The sequence below is a fragment of the Pseudomonas sp. 7SR1 genome (genome assembly GCF_900156465.1).
Taxonomy (GTDB): Bacteria; Pseudomonadota; Gammaproteobacteria; order Pseudomonadales; family Pseudomonadaceae; genus Aquipseudomonas.
On the sequence record NZ_LT707064.1, the window covers coordinates 3,335,205 to 3,355,242 of the forward strand.

Here is a 20,038-nt window from a genome sequence, read left to right on the forward strand (position 1 = left end):
AGGGGATCTATCCCCGTCGGGGGCGAAACAGCCCTCGGCCCTGTCACCCCTGGGAATCGGACTGACTGCATTACAAGGGGCGCCTCGCACCCCATCGGGGATGAATCCCCTTGCAACAGGAATATGACGGCCCCCTCATCTATCGAACTGGCGCAAAAGCTGCATCCAACGGCCATTCGCCGGTTTTCCGACACCGGTCTCTGGAGGGTAGGATGCGTAGCCTGGTTTTGCTGCTGGCCGTCTTGGTGCTTGGCGGCTGCATGAATGTCAGCGACATGGGGGAGGGCGTGCGTTATCACATGAGCGACGCCGGCCTGCTGGATCACAGCGATAGCCGTCGTGTGAATAACCTGCGTATCCAGCCCGATTCCTTTATCTATATTGCCCAAGGGGCCTTCGCTCCGCCGGGCAGCGCCTATCCGCGACCCAATGTCGTGGCCGAGGAAGCCTTCAACGGTTTCATCGAATATTTCCCCATGGTTCGGCGCGCCCGGGTTCCTGAGGGCCTCGACCAGGCCATGGGCGAAGCCCGTGCCGCCGGTGCCCATTACCTGCTGTATACCCGGTTCGCCAAGGCCGACAACCGCATCGGCAACACCGACGAATGGTTGGACGAGGAAGCCGTGGACCGCCTGGGCGTCGACACCAGCGTGATCCAGATCATGTTGATCGAGACCAGTACCCAGTATTTGATCGATACTGCACGTATCAAGAGTCGTGGCGGTTTGCTGACACTGCACGACAAACAACCACAAGACCTCATCGCCCCACCCTTGCGTGAATATGCCCGCAGCCTGCTGGGGATGAGTGATCAGTAAACACAAGGAGTCGACATGAGCGGACCGCAAAAAGCCAATGACTTGCTGGGGCAGATCCCCAAGACCAGAGGCCTGCCACCGGTCCACCTGTGGAACCCCGACTTCTGCGGCGACATCGACATGCGCATCGCCCGGGACGGTACCTGGTATTACCTGGGGACGCCCATCGGGCGAAAGCCGATGGTCAAGCTGTTTTCCACCATCATCCGCCGTGACGGCGATGACTACTTCCTGATCACCCCCGTGGAAAAAGTCGGCATCCAGGTCGACGATGCGCCGTTCGTGGCCGTGACCCTCGAGGTCGAAGGCGAGGGGGAAGGGCAGTTGCTACGCTTCACGACCCATGTCGACGAAACCACCGAGGCCGGCCTCGAACATCCGATACGGGTGGTGCTCGATCCCCACACCCAGGAGCCCGCGCCTTACGTTCATGTGCGCAGCAACCTGGAAGCGCTGATCCATCGCAATGTCTTCTACCAACTGGTCGAGCTGGGGGTGAGCCGCGAAATCGACGGCCAGCGATGGCTGGGCGTCTGGAGCGGCGGTGAGTTCTTTCCCATCGGCCTGGAACCGTAGATCCGGTAGGAAGCTCCGGCCCCCGCTGTGAGACCAACCGAAATTCAAATTGACACCCAATCATATGATGATTAGCGTGAGCCTCCATCGAGAGTGCTCATGGGGTGTTCATGTCCAGCAGTTATCATGCATCGACCGTCGATTGGCTGGGGGGCTGGATCGCCGCCGGCCAGGTCAAGCCTGGGCAGACCATCAAGGTCGAGGCGGACCTGGGCGAGCAATTGGGTGTCAGCCGTACGGTCATTCGTGAGGCGATCAAGACCCTGGTGGCCAAGGGCATGCTGGAGGTCGGGCCGAAAGTCGGTACGCGGGTATTGCCGGTGCGGCGCTGGAACCTCTTCGATCCACAGGTGGTCGGCTGGCTGTCGCGCAGCGGCCTGCCGGAGAACTTTGTGGACGACTTGCTGGACCTGCGCCGGACCATCGAGCCCATGGCGGTGCGGTGGGCCTGCGAGCGGGCGACCGCCGAACAGGTAGAGGCCATCCGTCTGGCCTACCATGCACTGGAGCGGGCCGTGGACAGCGGCGCGGACTACAATCTGGCCGACCAGTTTTTCCATGAGTGCATCCTCGCCGCCAGTCATAATCAATTCATCGAACAAATGATCCCGGCCCTGGGTGCGTTGCTGGCGGTGTCGTTCGAGGTGTCGGCTGCCGACCCGGACGAACTGCGCCGCACCTTGCCTATCCACAAGGACATCGCTGAAGCCATCGCCGCTCGTGATGCGGCGCGTGGCGTCTGGGCCTGCATGACCTTGATCGACAATGCCGACCTGGCCATCAAGCGGTTTTACCCTGATGTGATGGCCGGTCGTACCGACACCGCCGGGCAAGCCGGAAACAGGAGGATTCAGTGATGTGGAAGGCTGTGACGGAACATAGGGCGAAACTGGGCGAGGGCCCTTTCTGGGACGAGCCGACCCAGGCGCTCTACTGGGTCGATATCGCGGGCAGGCAGGCCTTGCGCTTGATCGGCGCCAATGTGCAGATCTGGCAGATGCCCGAGCACGTATCCGCCTTCATCCCGACCCAGAGAGGTGATGCCCTGGTGACGCTGAGCAGCGGCGTCTACCGTCTCGACCTGGAGTCGCCAGGGCTGGAACCTCGGCTGACGTTGCTGTGCATGGCCGATCCCCAGCCGGGCAACCGGGCCAACGAAGCTCGTTGTGACGCGCTGGGCCGGCTCTGGCTCGGCACGATGCAGAACAACATCGGTGAAGACGGCGAAGACCTGCCCATCGAGCGCCGCTCGGGTGGCCTGTTCCGGGTGGGGGGCGATGGCCGGGTCATGCCGTTGCTGCGGGGGCTGGGCATTCCCAACACCCTGCTATGGAGCCCCGACGGTACCACGGTGTATTTCGGCGAAAGCCTCGATGGCACGCTGTACCGACATTTCATCTACCCCGATGGCAGCCTGGCGCCGGCCGAGGTCTGGTTCGGTCCTCACTCGCGGGGCGGTCCCGACGGTTCGGCGATGGACGCCCGCGGCTATATCTGGAACGCGCGCTGGGACGGCAGTTGCCTGTTGCGGTTGAGTCCGCAGGGACATATCGACCGGGTCATCGAGCTGCCGGTCAGCCGCCCGACCAGTTGCGTATTTGGCGGGGAAGACCTCAAGACCCTGTACATCACCAGTGCGGCAAGCCCGCTGGGTCATCCGCTGGACGGTGCAGTGCTGTCCATGCGGGTGGATGTGCCGGGTATACCGTGTACACGGTTTGCGGGTTAAATCCCAAAATATGGGATGTAAATATATATATTGAGATTGTTCGGCGGTCGGGTTTATAGTCGGTTCCATCAGCAACATGCACTCACACTAAAAAAACAACACAGGTGAAGTGATGCAACGATCTGCCCTCGCGTGCCTCGGTGGCACAAGCGACTCTCCGTTCCAGCAATGCCAAAGGCCGGTCATCCCTGGATGCCCGGCCTTTGGCACGCCTTCGAACCGGGGGGCCTGAGCGATGGCCCAACCGCTTTGCTTGCCACCGGTGCCCGAGCCACCCAAGGGCGAGCGATTGAAGAACAAGGTGGTGCTGTTGACCGGTGCCGCCCAAGGGATCGGCGAGGCGATCGTCGCCGCGTTCGCTTCGCAGCAGGCGCGGTTGGTGATCAGCGATATCCAGGGCGAAAAGGTCGAGCAGGTCGCCGCTCAGTGGCGGGAGCGCGGGGCGGATGTGCAAGCATTGAAAGTCGATGTGGCGAAACAGCATGACCTGCACGCCATGGCACGCCGCGCCGTGGAACTGCACGGACGCATCGATGTGCTGGTGAATTGCGCTGGCGTCAATGTGTTCCGCGATCCACTGCAGATGAGCGAAGAAGACTGGCGTCGCTGTTTCGCCATCGACCTGGACGGCGCCTGGTATGGCTGCAAGGCGGTGTTGCCGCAGATGCTGGAACAGGGCGTGGGCAGCATCATCAACATCGCTTCGACCCACTCGTCCCACATCATTCCCGGCTGTTTTCCTTACCCGGTGGCCAAGCACGGCTTGCTCGGCCTGACCCGCGCCCTGGGCATCGAATATGCGCCCAAGGGCATACGTGTCAATGCCATCGCACCAGGTTATATCGAGACCCAACTGAACGTCGATTACTGGAACGGCTTTGCCGACCCCCATGCCGAACGCCAGCGGGCGATGGACTTGCATCCGCCCCGGCGCATCGGCCAGCCGATCGAAGTGGCAATGACAGCCGTGTTCCTGGCCAGCGACGAAGCACCTTTCATCAACGCTTCATGCATCACCCTCGATGGTGGACGTTCGGTCATGTATCACGACTGAATGTCCGGGTTGGCAGGTGGTTATGCTGTCTGTCATCCAATCATCATACGATATGACTATTTGGATCTATGCTGTAGCAACACGATTTGACGGCCCGGCCTGCGCAGCACCACCCCGTAGGGGAGCAGAACCGAGGCCTTGGCTTTCAATAAAAAAAACAAGGAGTCAGCTATGAATCATCGTCGTGGGATTCGTTCCCTGTGTCGCGCCGCCCTGGCCGTTACCGCGTTCACTTTCGGCAGCAACCTGCTGGCCGCTGAAGAAGTGAAAATCGGCTTCCTGGTCAAGCAGGCCGAGGAGCCCTGGTTCCAGACCGAATGGGCGTTCGCCGAGAAGGCCGGTAAGGACCGAGGCTTCAAAGTGATCAAGATCGCCGTGCCTGACGGCGAGAAGACCCTCTCGGCCATCGACAGTCTTGCCGCCAATGGTGCCAAGGGCTTCGTCATCTGCCCGCCGGACGTGTCCCTGGGTCCGGCGATCATGGCCAAGGCCAAGCTCAACGATCTGAAAGTCATCGCGGTGGATGACCGTTTCGTCGATGCCAACGGCAAGTTCATGGAGGATGTGCCGTACCTGGGCATGGCCGCATTCGAAGTGGGCCAGAAGCAGGGCGCCGCCATGGCCGCCGAAGCGAAGAAACGCGGGTGGGACTGGAAAGACACCTACGCGGTGATCAACACCTACAACGAACTGGACACTGGCAAGAAACGCACCGACGGTTCGGTCGATGCCCTGAAGAAAGCCGGCATGCCCGAGGACCACATCCTCTTCTCGGCCCTCAAGACCCTCGACGTACCCGGCAGCATGGACTCCACCAACTCCGCGCTGGTGAAACTGCCCAGCGCCGCGAAGAACCTGATCATCGGTGGCATGAACGACAACACGGTGCTGGGTGGCGTACGCGCTACCGAAGCCGCCGGATTCAAGGCCGCCAACGTGATCGGGATCGGCATCAACGGTACCGACGCCATCGGCGAATTGAAGAAACCGGAGAGCGGCTTCTTCGGCTCGATGCTGCCAAGCCCGCACATCGAAGGCTACAAGACCGCCGAGATGATGTTCGAGTGGGTCACCACCGGCAAGGAGCCACCGAAGTACACCGCCATGGATGAGGTGACGCTGATCACTCGGGAGAACTTCAAGCAGGAGCTGGAAAAGATCGGCCTGTGGAATTGATGGCCGGTTGATTCAAAAGCGGCGCAGGTGTCCTGTCCCCAGCTTCGGACAGGACCTCGACGGCGCCGCTTGATCTCTGTGAGTTCGAGGTGGTTATGCAAGCGCAGACAGCGACACAACAACACAACACCGGCGCCAGCCTGCGGTTCAATGGGATCGGCAAGGCCTTTCCTGGCGTGCAGGCGCTGGCCAATATCAGTTTCGTTGCCCATCCGGGGCAGGTCCATGCCTTGATGGGCGAGAACGGCGCGGGCAAGTCCACGTTATTGAAGATTCTCGGTGGCGCCTACATTCCCAGCAGTGGCGAGTTGCAGATCGGCGAGCAGACGATGGCGTTCAAATGCACCGCCGACAGCATCGCCAGCGGTGTGGCGGTGATCCACCAGGAATTGCACCTGGTGCCGGAAATGACCGTGGCGGAAAACCTGTTCCTGGGGCACCTGCCGGCCCGTTTCGGCCTGGTCAATCGCAGCGTGCTGCGCCAGCAGGCGCTATCGTTGCTCAAGGGCCTGGCCGATGAAATCGATCCGCTGGAGAAAGTCGGTCGCCTGTCTCTCGGCCAGCGGCAACTGGTGGAGATCGCCAAGGCCTTGTCCCGGGGCGCCCATGTCATTGCGTTCGACGAGCCCACCAGCAGCCTTTCGGCTCGGGAAATCGATCGTTTGATGACGATCATAGGGCGCCTGCGGGACGAGGGCAAAGTGGTGCTGTACGTCAGCCACCGCATGGAAGAAGTGTTCCGTATCTGTGACGCGGTGACGGTGTTCAAGGACGGTCGCTACGTGCGTACCTTCGAGGACATGAGCGAGTTGACCCATGACCAGTTGGTGACTTGCATGGTCGGTCGCGATATCCAGGACATCTATGACTACCGCCCGCGGGAGCGGGGTGACGTGGCGCTGCAAGTGAAAGAGCTGCTGGGGCCGGGCCTGCGCGAGCCGGTGAGTTTCCAGGTGCACCAGGGCGAGATCCTCGGCCTGTTCGGGTTGGTCGGCGCCGGTCGTACCGAGTTGCTGCGTTTGCTCAGCGGCCTCGAACGCCAGAGCGAGGGGAGCCTCGTCCTGCACGGCCACGACTTGAAATTGCGTTCTCCAAGGGATGCCATCGCCGCCGGCGTGCTGCTCTGTCCGGAAGACCGCAAGAAGGAAGGCATCATTCCGTTGGGCAGCGTGGGCGAGAACATCAACATCAGCGCCCGTGCGTCCCATTCCACCCTCGGCTGCCTGCTGCGGGGCGATTGGGAACGAGGCAATGCCGACAAGCAGATCAAGGCGCTGAAAGTGAAGACGCCGACAGCCGGGCAGAAAATCATGTACCTGTCCGGTGGCAATCAGCAGAAGGCGATCCTCGGTCGCTGGCTGTCGATGCCGATGAAGGTGCTACTGCTGGACGAGCCGACACGTGGCATCGATATCGGGGCCAAGGCCGAGATCTACCAGATCATCCACAACCTGGCGGCCGATGGCATCGCCGTGATCGTGGTGTCCAGCGACCTGATGGAAGTGATGGGTATTTCCGACCGAATCCTGGTGCTCTGCGAAGGGACCTTGCGTGGCGAACTGCCCCGTGACCAGGCCAATGAATCCAACCTGCTGCAACTGGCGCTGCCACGCCAACGCGTTGCCGACGCGGCGAACTGAGAGGTAATCATGACCATTCAAAACAATGCACTGCCGACGGCGCGCAAACCCCTGGACCTGCGGCGTTTCCTGGACGACTGGGTCATGCTGCTGGCGGCCATCGGGATCTTCGTGCTCTGCACCCTGATGATCGACAACTTCCTGTCTCCGCTGAACATGCGGGGCTTGGGCCTGGCGATTTCCACCACGGGCATCGCCGCGTGCACCATGCTGTATTGCCTGGCGTCCGGGCACTTCGACCTGTCGGTCGGCTCGGTGATCGCCTGCGCCGGCGTGGTGGCGGCGGTGGTGATGCGTGACACCAACAGCGTTTTCCTGGGCATCGGCGCGGCGTTGGTGATGGGGCTGATCGTCGGCCTCATCAACGGTATCGTCATCGCCAAGCTGCGGGTCAATGCGTTGATCACTACCTTGGCGACCATGCAGATCGTCCGGGGCCTGGCCTACATCTTTGCCAATGGCAAGGCGGTGGGTGTGTCCCAGGAAGCGTTCTTCGTGTACGGCAACGGCCAACTGTTCGGCGTTCCGGTACCGATCCTGATCACCATCGTCTGCTTCCTGTTCTTCGGCTGGCTGCTGAACTACACCACCTATGGGCGCAACACCATGGCCATCGGTGGCAACCAGGAGGCGGCCTTGCTGGCGGGGGTCAATGTCGACCGCACCAAGATCATCATCTTCGCCGTGCATGGCGTGATCGGTGCGCTGGCGGGAGTGATCCTGGCGTCGCGCATGACTTCCGGCCAACCGATGATCGGCCAGGGGTTCGAGCTCACGGTGATCTCCGCCTGCGTCCTGGGTGGGGTGTCGTTGAGCGGTGGCATCGGCATGATTCGCCACGTCATCGCCGGGGTACTGATCCTGGCGATCATCGAGAACGCGATGAACCTGAAGAACATCGACACGTTCTACCAGTACGTCATCCGTGGCTCGATCCTGCTGTTGGCGGTGGTCATCGACCGGATGAAGCAACGCTGAGGTTTGCCAGGCTCCGTACGAAGAGTCTTGAGACAAAGGTCAGGCAACGGGAGAACAGCCGAGCAAGCGCAGAGTGCTGGAGTACATGAGCATGGCGAGGCCGTTTTCAACGCTGCATGGATGAGTATCAAAGGCTTTTCGTAGAGCCTGGGAAAAGGGTGGCTCGACCTCATCGTCAGTTGACCCAACGCCATCGCGAGCCGGCTCGCGATGGCGTGTTGCCGCTTACTAGCCGGCCTTGCGCAGCGCTTGGATCAGCTCCTCCTTGCGCATCTTCGATCGGCCGGGAATGTTCTTCGCCCGGGCCTCCTTCATCAGGCTATCCACGGTCTGCGCCTCATGGGAGGCCTTGCTGGTACGCGGATGTCCTTCGCGGGTCTTGGCGGCGCGTCGGGCCGATTCCTTGCGGTCGGTTTTCTTCTGCTCGGCGGGTTTTTTCTTGCCCGACCCGCCGGAGCGTTCGCCGCCGCCGGACTGCTTGTTCACCGTTGCCCAGGCCCGCGCCTCGGCCTGGCCTTCGGACACACCTTTTTGCTCATAGCTCTCTTCGATGTGTTCGGCCTTGCGTTTCTGCTTGTCGGTGTACTTGTCTTTGCTTCCACGAGGCATGCCAATTCCTCCTCATCTGTCGCTCAGCGGTTATTGGCTGGCGGCGCCACCTTCCGAGCCCGATCCCCCGGTGGTGGTCTTGGAACCCACGCCGGTCTCGGCGTTGTCGGGGGTGTTGGTGTCGGGGGTGTTCAAGCCACCCTGGCGCCCGGTGTCGTTGCCCTGCACGCGTGGATCGGTCCCGGTGGCCGGAGGCTGGCCGTTGTTCAAGGTGCCGCCTGTGCCGTCGGTGTTCAACTTGGGCAGGCCCTGGGTCGCCGGTGAGTTGGGTGCTTGTACCGGGTCGGTGGGGCCGGTTCCGGAGGTGGAAGCCGCCAGGGCCACCGAGGAAAGCAATGCGGCAAATGTGAATGCAGTCAGCCTTGCAGTGATCATGGTGTCGCCTCCATTTTTCGGATACTTGCCTGATCTTGGGCTGCCCGGGATAGGCGTTGGTGCCGTATGGGCGACGAATGGCGTTTTGAAGGGCGGGATCATTGAGGTGTGACGAGCGCTGCGTAGCGGCTTAGTATGGCGCTTTCCATTGGCTACAAGGGCCGTTCATGTCGATCGAGATCCGTCCCGCGCAACCCAGCGATGCGCCTCAAATCCTTGCCTTCATCACCGAGTTGGCCGACTACGAAAAAGCCCGCCACGAAGTCATCGCCAGCGTCGCCGACATCGAGCGCAGCCTGTTCAGCGAAGGCGCGACCGCCCACGGGCTGATCTGCCTGCGCGACGGTGTGCCGATCGGTTTCGCGGTGTTTTTCTTCAGCTATTCGACCTGGCTGGGCAGCAATTGCCTGTACCTGGAAGACTTGTACATCACGCCTGAACAGCGCGGCGGCGGTGCGGGCAAGACCTTGCTGCGCCACCTGGCAAAGATCGCCTGCGACAACGACTGCGGTCGCTTCGAGTGGAGCGTGCTGGAATGGAACACGCCGGCCATCGAGTTCTACAAGTCCCTCGGCGCGCAACCCCAGGAGGAATGGGTGCGCTACCGAATGGACGGCAAGGTGCTGCGGGACTTCGCCCAAGGCAATTGAACGCCTCAGCAATAGGTGTCGCCTGCGTATTCGGCAAACCCCGGTCGCTGTTCCAGTCGCTTGCAATAGGCGGCCACTGCCGGGTAGTCCGGGCGTTCCATGGGCGTCTGGCGCCAGCGGTGCACCGACAGCCCGATGAGCACGTCCGCGAGGGAAAAGTCCTTGCCGGCCACGTAGGCGCCGGTGCGGTTCAACTGCTGTTCAAGCAGCCCCATCTTCTCGTTCCACCCTTTGATACCGGCAGCGATGCGCTGCGGGTCCTGGAAATCCGGGTTCTTGCGTACCAGGGCGTGGAATGCATAACCCCATGACGGGTTGAGTTCCGTCGCCTGCCAATCCATCCATTGCTCGATTCGTGACCGGGCTGCAGGTTCGGCAGGCAGCAAATCATCGCGCCCTTGCTTGCCTGCCAGGTAGCGGCAGATGGTGTTCGATTCCCAGAGCACGCCGTTCTCGTCGATGATCACCGGCACCTGGGCGTTGGGGTTCAGGGCCAGGAATGCAGGGTCGTGGGTGGAATTGAAACCGATGCCCCAATCTTCACGGTCGTAGGGGATCTCAAGTTCCTGACAGGTCCACAGCACTTTTCTGACATTGATCGAGGAGGTGCGACCAAGGATTTTCAGCAGTTGGCCCATAAACGTTTTCCCTGAGTGGCTAAGGCATCCGATCAGGAAACTTAGCAGGGTCGTTGGCGGATAGCGATGGGCTTTAATCAAAGCTTATCCCTATATATGGGATCAATATTTATATATTGAGATTTTGCTGCGCCCAGGTTTATAGTCCGTTCACTCACTGCCAAAAAACAGAACAGGTGAAGCGGATGCAGGCGCAATTGATCGCGCTCGATTGGGGGACCACCTCATTACGGGCATACAAACTCGCCGACGGAGGCGAGGTGCTCGAACAGCGCTCGTTATCCTCGGGAATCATGCAATTGCCTGCCGGGCCGCGAACGGTGGCCGGGCAGGCCTGCACGGACGGTTTCGAACTGGCGTTCGACGAGGCCTGCGGCGACTGGCTCGACGCGCAACCAGGCCTGCCCGTGATCGCCTGCGGCATGGTCGGCAGCGCCCAGGGCTGGCGCGAGGCACCTTACTGCGACACGCCAGCCGATGTCGCCCAGCTCGGGCACTCCCTGCAAACCATCCGCAGCCTGCGTGGTGTCGATGTACACATCGTGCCGGGGGTGATCCAGCGTTCGCGGCTGCCCAATGTCATGCGCGGCGAAGAGACCCAGGTGCTGGGCGCCTTGCACAGCCTGCCGAACGAAGCCGTGCTGATCGGCCTGCCTGGCAGCCACTCCAAATGGGTGGAAGTGGCTGACAGCTGCATCGTGCACTTCGACACCTTCATGACCGGCGAGATCTTCGCCGTGCTCAGCGACCACAGCATTCTCGGCCGTACCCAGCAACGAGGCGTGGCTTTCGACGCTCAGGCCTTTGACCGGGGCGTGCACGTGGCCTTGTCGACGGATGGCCAGGCCGGCCCGTTATCCACCGTGTTCAGTGCCCGCAGCCTGGGCCTGACCGGCGAACTTGCCGCCGGTGCCCAGGCGGACTACCTGTCCGGCCTGTTGATCGGCCACGAACTGACGGCACTGGCCGCCGTGCAGCGCCAACGCCGCAACAGCGTCCATCTGCCGACGGTGGTGCTGATTGGCAATTCCCAACTCTGTGCCCGTTACCAACGGGCCCTCGACGCCTGCGGTTTCGCCCGGGTGACCCTGGCCGAACAGGCCACCGAACGTGGTTTGTGGCAGTTGGCCGTGGCGGCCGGGCTGCTTGGCCGCTGAACCTGACTGGAGGTCTGACAATGCTCACACAAGCCCTGGCGCAAAACGGGTTGATCGCGATTCTGCGCGGTCTGCGTCCCCAGGAAGCGACAGCCATCGGCCACGTCCTGTACGAGGCCGGATTCCGAGTCATCGAAGTGCCGCTCAACTCCCCCGAACCGTACGAAAGTATTCGCATCCTGCGCAGTACCTTGCCCGCCGATTGCCTGATCGGTGCCGGTACGGTGCTCACACCGGAGCAGGTTGCCCGGGTGAAAGCCGCTGGCGGCCAGGTGATCGTCATGCCTCACAGCGATCCGAAGGTGCTGCGGGCGGCGAAAGCGGCGGGGCTGTACCTGTCGCCCGGGGTCGCCACCCCGACCGAGGCGTTTGCCGCGTTGGCCGAAGGCGCCCATGTATTGAAGATGTTTCCCGCCGAGCAAATGGGCCCGGCGGTGGTCAAGGCCTGGCTCGCGGTATTGCCGGCCGGGACCGTGCTGGTGCCAGTGGGGGGAATCACACCCGACAACATGACGCCGTTCGTCGAGGCGGGCGTGAAGGGCTTCGGCCTCGGCTCCGGTCTGTTCAAACCAGGCCTGACGGCCGATGAGGTGGCGGTGCGCGCCAAGGCATACGTGGCCGCGTGGAAAGCCTTGAACTGAAGATTTTTCCGGCGCTCCGTGCGCTGCATCCGACAAGAGAGACAACACGATGAAAATCACCAAATTGTCCACGTTTATCGTTCCGCCGCGCTGGTGCTTCCTCAAGGTCGAAACCGACGAAGGCGTCACTGGTTGGGGCGAGCCCGTGGTCGAGGGGCGCGCCCACACGGTGGCGGCTGCCGTCGAGGAATTGTCCGACTACCTGATCGGCAAGGACCCACGCAATATCGAAGACATCTGGACCGTGCTCTATCGCGGCGGCTTCTACCGGGGCGGAGCGGTGCACATGAGTGCCCTGGCCGGTATCGACCAGGCGTTGTGGGATATCAAGGGCAAGGCCCTGGGCGTGTCGGTCAGCGATCTGCTGGGCGGCCAGGTGCGCGACAAGATCCGCGTCTATTCATGGATCGGCGGCGACCGGCCGGCGGACACCGCACGCGCCGCCAAGGAGGCCGTGGGGCGGGGGTTCACCGCAGTGAAGATGAATGGCACCGAAGAACTGCAGTTTCTCGACACGTTCGAAAAGGTCGACCTGGCCCTTGCCAACGTCGCGGCGGTGCGGGACGCGGTGGGGCCGAACGTCGGCATCGGCGTGGATTTCCACGGGCGGGTCCACAAGCCCATGGCCAAGGTGCTGATGAAGGAACTCGACCCCTACAAGCTGATGTTCATCGAGGAGCCGGTGCTCAGCGAAAACTACGAAGCGTTGAAGGAACTGGCGCCGCTGACCAGCACGCCGATCGCCTTGGGCGAGCGGCTGTTTTCCCGCTGGGATTTCAAGAGGGTACTCAGCGAAGGCTACGTGGACATCATCCAGCCGGATGCCTCCCATGCCGGCGGCATCACCGAAACCCGCAAGATCGCCAACATGGCCGAAGCCTACGACGTGGCGCTGGCGCTGCACTGCCCGCTGGGCCCCATCGCCCTGGCGGCGTGCCTGCAACTGGATGCGGCCTGCTACAACGCGTTCATCCAGGAACAGAGCCTGGGTATCCACTACAACGAGAGCAACGACCTGCTGGACTACATCAAGGATCCGCGGGTGTTCGACTACGAGAAAGGCTTCGTGAAAATCCCCAATGGCCCGGGCCTGGGTATCGAGATCAACGAGGAATACGTAATCGAGCGTGCGGCCGTCGGCCATCGCTGGCGCAATCCGATCTGGCGTCATGCCGACGGCAGTTTCGCCGAATGGTAAGTCAGGCCTGACCCTGTGGGAGCGAGCTTGCTCGCGATGGCGATGTATCAGTTACACATGCACCAACTGACACGCCCTCATCGCGAGCAGGCTCGCTCCCACAATTTGATCTTCGCAAGCAGGGAGATCTTCTTCGATACGCCCGTTTCCTCAATAAACATAAAAAAGAGGCACCTCACATGCAAGCGCACACCCTGAGCGCGCAAGCGTCGTTGGTGACGCCCAGCCGCAAGCGTTTTTTCATCATGGTCCTGCTGTTCATCACGGTGGTGATCAACTATCTGGACCGCAGCAACCTGTCCATTGCCGCCCCCGCACTGACCAGTGACCTGGGCATCGACCCGATCCATGTCGGGCTGATCTTCTCGGCGTTCGGCTGGACCTACGCCGCCATGCAGATCCCGGGTGGCTGGCTGGTGGACCGGGTGCCGCCGCGCATTCTCTACAGCGTCGCGCTGCTGCTATGGTCGGTGGCCACGGTCATGCTGGGGTTCGCCGCCAGCTTCATCGCCTTGTTCGTGCTGCGCATGGCCGTCGGCGCCCTGGAAGCGCCGGCCTATCCGATCAACAGTCGTGTCGTCACTACCTGGTTCCCTGAGCGCGAGCGGGCCACGGCCATCGGTTTCTATACCTCCGGACAGTTCGTCGGCCTGGCATTCCTGACGCCGGTGCTGGCCTGGCTGCAGCACACGTTCGGCTGGCACATGGTGTTCGTGGTGACCGGCGCGGTGGGGATTCTCTGGGCGGTGATCTGGTACGCGGTGTATCGCGAACCACGTGACTTCAAAGGCGCCAACGCCGCAGAGATCGAGCTGATTCGCGAAGGCGGCGGGTTGGTGGATATCCAGGCCGAGACTGCCCGAGTGAAGGCGAAATTCAGCTGGGCCGACCTGGGGATCGTGCTGACCCAACGCAAGTTGTGGGGCATTTACCTGGGGCAGTTCTGCCTCAACTCCACGCTGTGGTTTTTCCTCACCTGGTTCCCCACTTACCTGGTGAAATACCGTGGCATGGATTTCATCAAGTCCGGCCTACTGGCGTCGTTGCCGTTCCTTGCGGCATTTGTCGGCGTGCTGTGCTCCGGTTTCTTCTCCGACTGGCTGATTCGTCGCGGCGCCACGGTAGGATTCGCACGCAAGTTGCCGATCATCGGTGGGTTGCTGATTTCCACTTCGATCATCGGCGCCAACTTTGTCGAGTCGACGCCGCTGGTGATCGCGTTCCTGGCCCTGGCATTCTTCGGCAATGGCCTGGCGTCGATCACCTGGTCGCTGGTTTCCACCCTGGCGCCGGCGCGATTGCTCGGGTTGACCGCAGGGGTGTTCAACTTCATCGGTAACCTGGCGGCCATCGCGACGCCGATCGTCATTGGCTTCCTCGCCAGCGGCGATTCGTTTGCCCCGGCCATCACCTATATCTCTGTCCTGGCCCTGGCTGGCGCGCTGTCCTACATCCTGCTGGTGGGGAAGGTCGAGCGCATCGAGTTGTAGTCCGACGGGGCGGGCGACCATAATGCCGCCCGTTCCCCGCTCACAGTCGAAGGCCGGATATGCAGCAAGACGATCCAAAAATCACCAAGGACGCCGCGCCTACTGGCACGCAAACCCTGCTGCGCGGCCTGGGTGTGGTCCATGCGGTTGCCAGTGGCGCCCGGGATCTGAAGGAAATCGCCCGGCTGATCGGTACCACCCGCAGCACGACCCATCGCCTGGCCAGTTGCCTGGTGGACGAGCGGTACCTGCGAGTGGTGCCGCAGGTGGGTTATCTGCTGGGACCGAAACTGATCGAGCTGGGTTTCCAGGCCCGGGAGGAATTGCCCCTGGTGAGCCTGGCGGGACCGTATCTGGACGAGCTGTCGGCGTTGACCGGTGACACCGTGCACCTGGCGATTCGCGAGGGCGACGAGGTCTTGTACCTGCTGAAGAATCCGGGACGCAATGGTCCGGAGATGCGCTCGCGGGTGGGGCATCGCATGCCGTTGGCGCGTACGGGGATCGGCAAGGCGCTGATGCTGGACGACACTGAGGAGCAATGGCAGCGCTTGTATGAAATCAGCTTGCCGGCAGTAGGAAAAAATCAGTTCTGGCCGCAGCATCAGGAGCAATCCTGGGAGCAGTTCCAGCAGCGGATGCGGGAGTACGTGGCGGGGGGCTACGCGTTCGACCTGGAGGACAACGAACCGTCGATTCGTTGTGTGGCGGCACCGATTCGCGACGCCGGCAAGCGTATTGTCGCCGGTATCAGCATCGCCAGCACCGTGCCGTACATGCCATTGGAAAAAATGGCCGAGCTGATTCCCCTGGTCAAAGGGGTCACAGCCCGGCTGTCGGCGGAGCTGGGCGCCAAGGTCTGAGGAAAATCAGGCCTTGAGCGTCGCCATGTCGATGACGAAGCGGTACTTCACGTCACCGGCGATCATGCGGCTGTAGGCCTCGTTGATCTGGCGGATGTCGAGCATTTCGATGTCGCAGCTGATGTTGTGTTCGGCGCAGAAGTCCAGCACTTCCTGGGTCTCTGCGATGCCGCCGATCAACGAGCCGGCCAGGACGCGACGACCCATGATCAGTTTCGCGGCATGGACCGGCGGATCGATCGGTTCCACCAGGCCTACCAGGATGTGCACGCCGTCGAAACGCAACGTGTCGAGGTAGGGGTTGAGGTCGTGCTGTACCGGAATGGTGTCCAGCAGGAAGTTGAAGCGTCCGGCGGCAGCGGCCATCTGCGCAGGGTCGGTGGATACGATCACATGGTCGGCGCCCTGGCGACGGGCCTCTTCAGCCTTGCCGGCCGAGCGGGTGAACAAGGTCACTTCCGCACCCATGGCCTTGGCGAACTTGATGCCCATATGGCCCAGCCCACCCATGCCCAGCACGCCGACCTTGTCGCCGGCCTTCACACCGTGGTGCTTGAGGGGCGAGTAGGTGGTGATGCCGGCGCAGAGGATCGGCGCGGCAGCGGCCGGGTCGAGTGTCTGCGGTATGCGCAGCACGAAATGCTCGCTGACCACGATGCTGTTGGAGTATCCCCCCATGGTGTGGCCGCCGCTGATGCGATCCGGGCTGGCGTAGGTCTGCGTCATGCCCTGGTAGCAGTATTGTTCCAGGTCGGCGCGACAGGCCTCGCATTCGCGGCAGGAGTCGACCATGCAGCCAACGCCCACCAGGTCACCGACCTTATAGCGGGTCACATTCGCACCGACCGCGGTAACTTTGCCTACGATCTCATGACCGGGCATCAGTGGGTAGACGGCGATGCCCCATTCATTGCGGGCCTGGTGGATATCGGAGTGGCAGACGCCACAGTAGAGGATGTCGATGGCCACGTCGTCAGCCTGCGGGCTACGGCGCTGGAATTTCATCGGGGCGAGGGGAGTGGTGGGCGATTGGGCGGCATATCCGATGGCGGTATACATAATGAACCTCGCTAGGCTGTGAACAGAGGCGATCTATTCTGGGTGCCGTGGCGGCATGGGGCGATGGCGATTCCTACGGGTGTCATGCCTAATCCTCCGACCTTGGCCGTGGATCAGTCTTATGTGACGCCAGACCTGCGATGATGTTCCCATCCCTTTTTGCGTGAAGTTCCTACCATGTTGTTGACCCGCCATCTCGATGCCAATGCGGCGCTGGTTTCACTGATCGAACCCCTGGCGACCCGTGACGGTTTCATCCCTACATCGCTGCCGGGTGTGCAAGTGCTGCGGTGCAGCCAGGACATCGCCCGGGGGCCGCAGCTCTATGAGCCAAGCCTTGTGATCATTGCCCAAGGCAGCAAACTGGCTTACCTGGGACCTCGCACAATGGAGTATGGCGCCGGGCACTACCTGATCCAGGCGTTGCCGGTGCCGTTCGAGTGCGAAACCTATGCCATGCCCGATGCTCCGTTGCTCGGGGTTTCCGTGGCGATCGATCGGGCGATGCTGGGGGAACTGGTGCTGGCCATGGGGTTGACGCCGGGGCGAAGCCTGGCGGCGCAGACACCGGAATCCATGACCAGCGCCGCGCTCGATGGTGCGATGCGAGGGTGTGTCGAACGGCTGTTGCACTGTTTGCACGATCCGCTGGAGTGCCAGGTCATGGGCCAGGCGCGACTGCGGGAATTGCTGTTCGTCGCCTTGCGCGGGCCTCAGGCCGACGTATTGCGAGCGCTGGTGGAGCAGCATGGGCAATTCGCTCGGATTGCCGCGGCCCTGAGTCATCTGCATGCGCATTTCACCGAACCGCTGAACGTCGAGACACTGGCCAGTTGCGCCAACATGAGCGCTTCGACGTTTCATGAACATTTCAAGCGCAGCACCTTGCTCTCACCCGTGCAGTACCTCAAGCGTTTGCGTTTGCTGAAGGCGCAGCGGTTGCTACTGGTCGAGGGCATGGGCGTGGCGCAGGTCGCGCATCAGGTGGGCTATCAGAGCTCTTCGCAGTTCAGCCGGGAGTACAAGCGCTACTTCGAACACAGTCCCGCAGATGAGCGCGCCGCCTGAGCCAGTGATGTTCCCCTGTGGGAGCGAGCTTGCTCGCGATAGCGGCGGTTCAGTTTGCATCAAGGTTGAATGGGCTGCCGTCATCGCGAGCAAGCCCGCTCCCACATTGGGTTGTGGTGTTCCTTGGATGGCAGGCAACAAAAAGGCCCCCATTGCGGGAGCCTCGATGTCTTGCGTGCCAGCTTACATGTTCGGGTAAGTCGGACCGCCGGCGCCTTCCGGCGAGACCCAGGTGATGTTCTGCGCAGGATCCTTGATGTCACAGGTCTTGCAGTGCACGCAGTTCTGGGCGTTGATCTGGAAGCGCTTCTCGCCGTCCTCCTTGGTCACCACTTCGTACACACCAGCCGGGCAGTAACGCTGCGCCGGTTCGTCGTACAGCGGCAGGTTCTTGCTGATCGGGATGCTCGGGTCGGTCAGCTTGAGGTGGCAGGGTTGTTCTTCCTCATGGTTGGTACCGGAGATGAACACCGAGCTGAGTTTATCGAAGCTGATCTTGCCGTCCGGTTTCGGATAGTCGATCTTCTTGCACTCTGCCGCCAGTTTCAGGCAGGCGTAGTCGGGCTTGTTGTCATGCAGGGTGAACGGCAGCTTGCCGCCGAAGATGTTCTGGTCGAGCCAGTTGAAGCCGCCGCCGATGATGGCGCCGTACTTGTGGATCGCCGCGCCGAAATTGCGGCTGGCGAACAGTTCTTCGTACAGCCAGCTGTTCTTGAAGCTGTCGACGTAGGCGGTCAGTTCATCACCGCCTTCGGACTCGGCGAACAGGCGATCGGCCACCGCCTCGGCAGCGAGCATGCCGGATTTCATGGCGGTATGGCTGCCCTTGATCTTGGCGAAGTTCAGGGTGCCGAGGTCGCAACCGATCAAAGCGCCGCCCTTGAAGACCATTTTCGGCAGCGAATTCAGGCCGCCCTTGCAGATGGCACGGGCACCGTAGCTGACACGCTTGCCGCCTTCCAGGTATTGCTTGAGCACGGGATGGTGCTTGAGGCGCTGGAACTCGTCGAACGGCGAGAGGAACGTGTTGCTGTAGGACAGGTCGACGATCAGGCCCACCACCACCTGGTTGTTTTCCAGGTGATAAAGGAATGAACCACCGGTGTTTTCGGTACCCATGATGTCCAGCGGCCAGCCGGCGGTGTGTACCACCAGGCCGGGTTGATGCTTGGCCGGGTCGATTTCCCAGATTTCCTTCAAGCCGATGCCGTAGTGCTGCGCATCGGCGTCGCTGTCCAGGTTGAAGCGCTTGATCAGTTGCTTGCCGATATGACCACGGCAGCCCTCGGCGAACAGCGTGTACTTGCCGCGCAGTTCCATGCCGGGCGTGTAGAGGCCTTCCTTCGGATGGCCTTCGCGGTCGACGCCCAGGTCACCGGTGATGATCCCGCGCACCACGCCGTTCTCGTCGAACAATGCTTCCTGGGCGGCGAAGCCTGGATAGATTTCCACGCCCAGGTTCTCGGCCTGCTGGGCCAGCCAGCGGCACAGGTTGCCCAGGGAAATAATATAGTTGCCTTCGTTGTGCATGGTCTTGGGCACAAAGAAGTCAGGGATTTTGCTCGCGGTGTCGGCGTTTCTCAGGACATAAATGTCATCGCGCTTGACGGGCGTGTTCAATGGCGCGCCCAGCTCTTTCCAATCCGGGAACAGCTCGTTCAGGGCGCGGGGCTCGAACACCGCACCGGAGAGGATGTGCGCGCCAACTTCAGAGCCTTTTTCCACCACGCAGACGCTGATTTCCTTACCGGCTTCGGTGGCCTTCTGTTTCAGTCGGCAAGCGGCAGACAGGCCAGCGGGGCCGGCACCGACGATGACCACGTCGAATTCCATGTATTCGCGTTCCACAGGCTATCTCCTACTCAAGGCTCAGCGGTTTTTTCTAATTGGAGGTTGGCGTTGCATCCATTGTTTCCTTCATCGGTATGACGAAAGCGACAATGGATGAATCGCGGCGCTCTCTTTGAGCGGCGCATTATATCTACACCACTCTCAGCGTCCAATACAAACGTTTGTTTGAAATCGCTGGAAGCCAGATAAATCACTGACGTGCGGCTTATGGCTGGACATTTTGCCGTATTGACCGGAATAGGCGTTCCGGTCAAGATACGGTCGGTTTTGCGCTCGCCGTAGGCTGACTGTTGGTTTCAAGAGCACCTCTAAAGACAGGGCGAAGGCAGCACAAAGTGACTGGATTGCGTGTTCGGATGCGCAGTTTACACGCCGCGATAATGAATGACTCATCGGTCACCACTGACGAACGGTCATCACTCCCGTGAGCAAGGTCATGTGTGGTTCATGCCGGCGTTTTTAGAGGTG

General features: G+C 61.5%; 20 protein-coding genes. 15 read left to right on the forward strand and 5 right to left on the reverse strand.

Annotated features, from left to right (window positions below; translation table 11 throughout):
• The first annotated feature begins 212 nt into the window (after positions 1-212).
• The 8 genes from BW992_RS15225 to araH all read left to right on the forward strand — a co-directional run bounded on the left by BW992_RS15225 (position 213) and on the right by araH (position 7,971).
• Positions 213-818 carry a DUF4823 domain-containing protein gene (locus tag BW992_RS15225; RefSeq protein ID WP_072393349.1) on the forward strand — a complete coding sequence of 202 codons (606 nt, stop codon included), beginning with the start codon at positions 213-215 and terminating at the stop codon, positions 816-818.
• A 15-nt stretch (positions 819-833) separates the two neighbouring features.
• Positions 834-1,394, forward strand: coding sequence for a DUF1285 domain-containing protein (locus BW992_RS15230; protein WP_076406491.1), 561 nt, complete (start codon positions 834-836; stop codon positions 1,392-1,394).
• Positions 1,395-1,504: 110 nt separating this feature from the next.
• Positions 1,505-2,251 (forward strand): FadR/GntR family transcriptional regulator, encoded by a 747-nt coding sequence (locus BW992_RS15235; RefSeq protein ID WP_072393343.1) that lies wholly within the window; start codon positions 1,505-1,507, stop codon positions 2,249-2,251.
• Positions 2,248-3,123, forward strand: a complete 876-nt coding sequence (locus BW992_RS15240) for an SMP-30/gluconolactonase/LRE family protein (RefSeq protein WP_072431815.1) — start codon at positions 2,248-2,250, stop codon at positions 3,121-3,123. The genes BW992_RS15235 and BW992_RS15240 overlap by 4 nt, the downstream gene beginning before the upstream one ends.
• A 235-nt stretch (positions 3,124-3,358) precedes the next feature.
• Entirely contained in the window at positions 3,359-4,177 is an 819-nt protein-coding gene (locus BW992_RS15245) for an SDR family oxidoreductase (RefSeq protein WP_072393337.1), read from the forward strand.
• Between the two features lie 171 nt (positions 4,178-4,348).
• On the forward strand, positions 4,349-5,353 hold the full coding sequence (locus BW992_RS15250; RefSeq protein ID WP_072393334.1) for a substrate-binding domain-containing protein: 1,005 nt from the start codon (positions 4,349-4,351) through the stop codon (positions 5,351-5,353).
• Positions 5,354-5,448: 95 nt separating this feature from the next.
• Entirely contained in the window at positions 5,449-6,993 is a 1,545-nt protein-coding gene (araG, locus tag BW992_RS15255) for an L-arabinose ABC transporter ATP-binding protein AraG (RefSeq protein WP_072431816.1), read from the forward strand.
• 9 nt (positions 6,994-7,002) lie between these two features.
• Positions 7,003-7,971 (forward strand): L-arabinose ABC transporter permease AraH, encoded by a 969-nt coding sequence (gene araH / locus BW992_RS15260; RefSeq protein WP_072393328.1) that lies wholly within the window; start codon positions 7,003-7,005, stop codon positions 7,969-7,971.
• A gap of 228 nt (positions 7,972-8,199) precedes the next feature.
• On the opposite strand, the gene BW992_RS15265 is transcribed toward araH, so the two are convergent.
• Both BW992_RS15265 and BW992_RS15270 read right to left on the reverse strand, forming a co-directional pair.
• Positions 8,200-8,580, reverse strand: coding sequence for a Rho termination factor N-terminal domain-containing protein (locus BW992_RS15265; protein WP_072393324.1), 381 nt, complete (start codon positions 8,578-8,580; stop codon positions 8,200-8,202).
• Positions 8,581-8,610: 30 nt separating this feature from the next.
• Positions 8,611-8,955, reverse strand: a complete 345-nt coding sequence (locus BW992_RS15270; protein WP_072393321.1) for a hypothetical protein — start codon at positions 8,953-8,955, stop codon at positions 8,611-8,613.
• Between the two features lie 167 nt (positions 8,956-9,122).
• On the opposite strand from BW992_RS15270, the gene BW992_RS15275 reads away from it, so the two are divergent.
• Positions 9,123-9,605 carry a GNAT family N-acetyltransferase gene (locus tag BW992_RS15275; RefSeq protein ID WP_072393318.1) on the forward strand — a complete coding sequence of 161 codons (483 nt, stop codon included), beginning with the start codon at positions 9,123-9,125 and terminating at the stop codon, positions 9,603-9,605.
• A gap of 5 nt (positions 9,606-9,610) precedes the next feature.
• Here the strand turns inward: BW992_RS15275 and BW992_RS15280 are convergent, their stop codons facing one another.
• A complete protein-coding gene (locus tag BW992_RS15280) occupies positions 9,611-10,243 on the reverse strand; it encodes a glutathione S-transferase family protein (RefSeq protein ID WP_072393315.1) in 633 nt (210 codons plus the stop codon).
• A 185-nt stretch (positions 10,244-10,428) separates the two neighbouring features.
• Here BW992_RS15280 and BW992_RS15285 point away from each other — a divergent pair, with 185 nt between their 5' ends.
• From BW992_RS15285 to BW992_RS15305, 5 genes are all read left to right on the forward strand, one after another.
• Positions 10,429-11,400, forward strand: a complete 972-nt coding sequence (locus BW992_RS15285; protein WP_076406493.1) for a 2-dehydro-3-deoxygalactonokinase — start codon at positions 10,429-10,431, stop codon at positions 11,398-11,400.
• A 20-nt stretch (positions 11,401-11,420) separates the two neighbouring features.
• Positions 11,421-12,041, forward strand: coding sequence for a 2-dehydro-3-deoxy-6-phosphogalactonate aldolase (locus BW992_RS15290; RefSeq protein ID WP_072393309.1), 621 nt, complete (start codon positions 11,421-11,423; stop codon positions 12,039-12,041).
• Positions 12,042-12,090: 49 nt separating this feature from the next.
• On the forward strand, positions 12,091-13,239 hold the full coding sequence (gene dgoD / locus BW992_RS15295; RefSeq protein ID WP_076406495.1) for a galactonate dehydratase: 1,149 nt from the start codon (positions 12,091-12,093) through the stop codon (positions 13,237-13,239).
• A gap of 179 nt (positions 13,240-13,418) precedes the next feature.
• Complete coding sequence (locus BW992_RS15300; RefSeq protein WP_072459185.1) at positions 13,419-14,729, forward strand: MFS transporter; 1,311 nt, start codon at positions 13,419-13,421, stop codon at positions 14,727-14,729.
• Between the two features lie 59 nt (positions 14,730-14,788).
• The gene (locus BW992_RS15305; protein ID WP_072393299.1) at positions 14,789-15,592 is read left to right on the forward strand and encodes an IclR family transcriptional regulator; all 804 of its coding nucleotides are present in this window, start codon (positions 14,789-14,791) and stop codon (positions 15,590-15,592) included.
• Positions 15,593-15,598: 6 nt separating this feature from the next.
• Here BW992_RS15305 and BW992_RS15310 read toward each other — a convergent pair whose 3' ends face one another.
• Positions 15,599-16,651, reverse strand: a complete 1,053-nt coding sequence (locus BW992_RS15310) for an NAD(P)-dependent alcohol dehydrogenase (RefSeq protein ID WP_072393296.1) — start codon at positions 16,649-16,651, stop codon at positions 15,599-15,601.
• Positions 16,652-16,828: 177 nt separating this feature from the next.
• Here BW992_RS15310 and BW992_RS15315 point away from each other — a divergent pair, with 177 nt between their 5' ends.
• Positions 16,829-17,719 (forward strand): AraC family transcriptional regulator, encoded by an 891-nt coding sequence (locus BW992_RS15315; protein ID WP_076406497.1) that lies wholly within the window; start codon positions 16,829-16,831, stop codon positions 17,717-17,719.
• A gap of 183 nt (positions 17,720-17,902) precedes the next feature.
• On the opposite strand, the gene BW992_RS15320 is transcribed toward BW992_RS15315, so the two are convergent.
• Positions 17,903-19,567, reverse strand: coding sequence for an electron transfer flavoprotein-ubiquinone oxidoreductase (locus BW992_RS15320; RefSeq protein ID WP_072459187.1), 1,665 nt, complete (start codon positions 19,565-19,567; stop codon positions 17,903-17,905).
• Positions 19,568-20,038 lie beyond the last annotated feature (471 nt).

Excerpts from the sequence above, each read along its gene's own strand:
- BW992_RS15315 (WP_076406497.1), top strand. The coding sequence starts at position 16,829 with ATGTTGTTGACCCGCCATCTCGATGCCAATGCGGCGCTGGTTTCACTG.
- dgoD (WP_076406495.1), top strand. The coding sequence starts at position 12,091 with ATGAAAATCACCAAATTGTCCACGTTTATCGTTCCGCCGCGCTGGTGC.
- araH (WP_072393328.1), top strand. The coding sequence starts at position 7,003 with ATGACCATTCAAAACAATGCACTGCCGACGGCGCGCAAACCCCTGGAC.
- BW992_RS15235 (WP_072393343.1), top strand. The coding sequence starts at position 1,505 with ATGTCCAGCAGTTATCATGCATCGACCGTCGATTGGCTGGGGGGCTGG.
- BW992_RS15250 (WP_072393334.1), top strand. The coding sequence starts at position 4,349 with ATGAATCATCGTCGTGGGATTCGTTCCCTGTGTCGCGCCGCCCTGGCC.
- BW992_RS15245 (WP_072393337.1), top strand. The coding sequence starts at position 3,359 with ATGGCCCAACCGCTTTGCTTGCCACCGGTGCCCGAGCCACCCAAGGGC.
- BW992_RS15280 (WP_072393315.1), bottom strand. The coding sequence starts at position 10,243 with ATGGGCCAACTGCTGAAAATCCTTGGTCGCACCTCCTCGATCAATGTC.
- BW992_RS15275 (WP_072393318.1), top strand. The coding sequence starts at position 9,123 with ATGTCGATCGAGATCCGTCCCGCGCAACCCAGCGATGCGCCTCAAATC.
- BW992_RS15305 (WP_072393299.1), top strand. The coding sequence starts at position 14,789 with ATGCAGCAAGACGATCCAAAAATCACCAAGGACGCCGCGCCTACTGGC.
- BW992_RS15310 (WP_072393296.1), bottom strand. The coding sequence starts at position 16,651 with ATGTATACCGCCATCGGATATGCCGCCCAATCGCCCACCACTCCCCTC.
- araG (WP_072431816.1), top strand. The coding sequence starts at position 5,449 with ATGCAAGCGCAGACAGCGACACAACAACACAACACCGGCGCCAGCCTG.
- BW992_RS15290 (WP_072393309.1), top strand. The coding sequence starts at position 11,421 with ATGCTCACACAAGCCCTGGCGCAAAACGGGTTGATCGCGATTCTGCGC.
- BW992_RS15225 (WP_072393349.1), top strand. The coding sequence starts at position 213 with ATGCGTAGCCTGGTTTTGCTGCTGGCCGTCTTGGTGCTTGGCGGCTGC.
- BW992_RS15230 (WP_076406491.1), top strand. The coding sequence starts at position 834 with ATGAGCGGACCGCAAAAAGCCAATGACTTGCTGGGGCAGATCCCCAAG.
- BW992_RS15300 (WP_072459185.1), top strand. The coding sequence starts at position 13,419 with ATGCAAGCGCACACCCTGAGCGCGCAAGCGTCGTTGGTGACGCCCAGC.
- BW992_RS15270 (WP_072393321.1), bottom strand. The coding sequence starts at position 8,955 with ATGATCACTGCAAGGCTGACTGCATTCACATTTGCCGCATTGCTTTCC.
- BW992_RS15265 (WP_072393324.1), bottom strand. The coding sequence starts at position 8,580 with ATGCCTCGTGGAAGCAAAGACAAGTACACCGACAAGCAGAAACGCAAG.
- BW992_RS15285 (WP_076406493.1), top strand. The coding sequence starts at position 10,429 with ATGCAGGCGCAATTGATCGCGCTCGATTGGGGGACCACCTCATTACGG.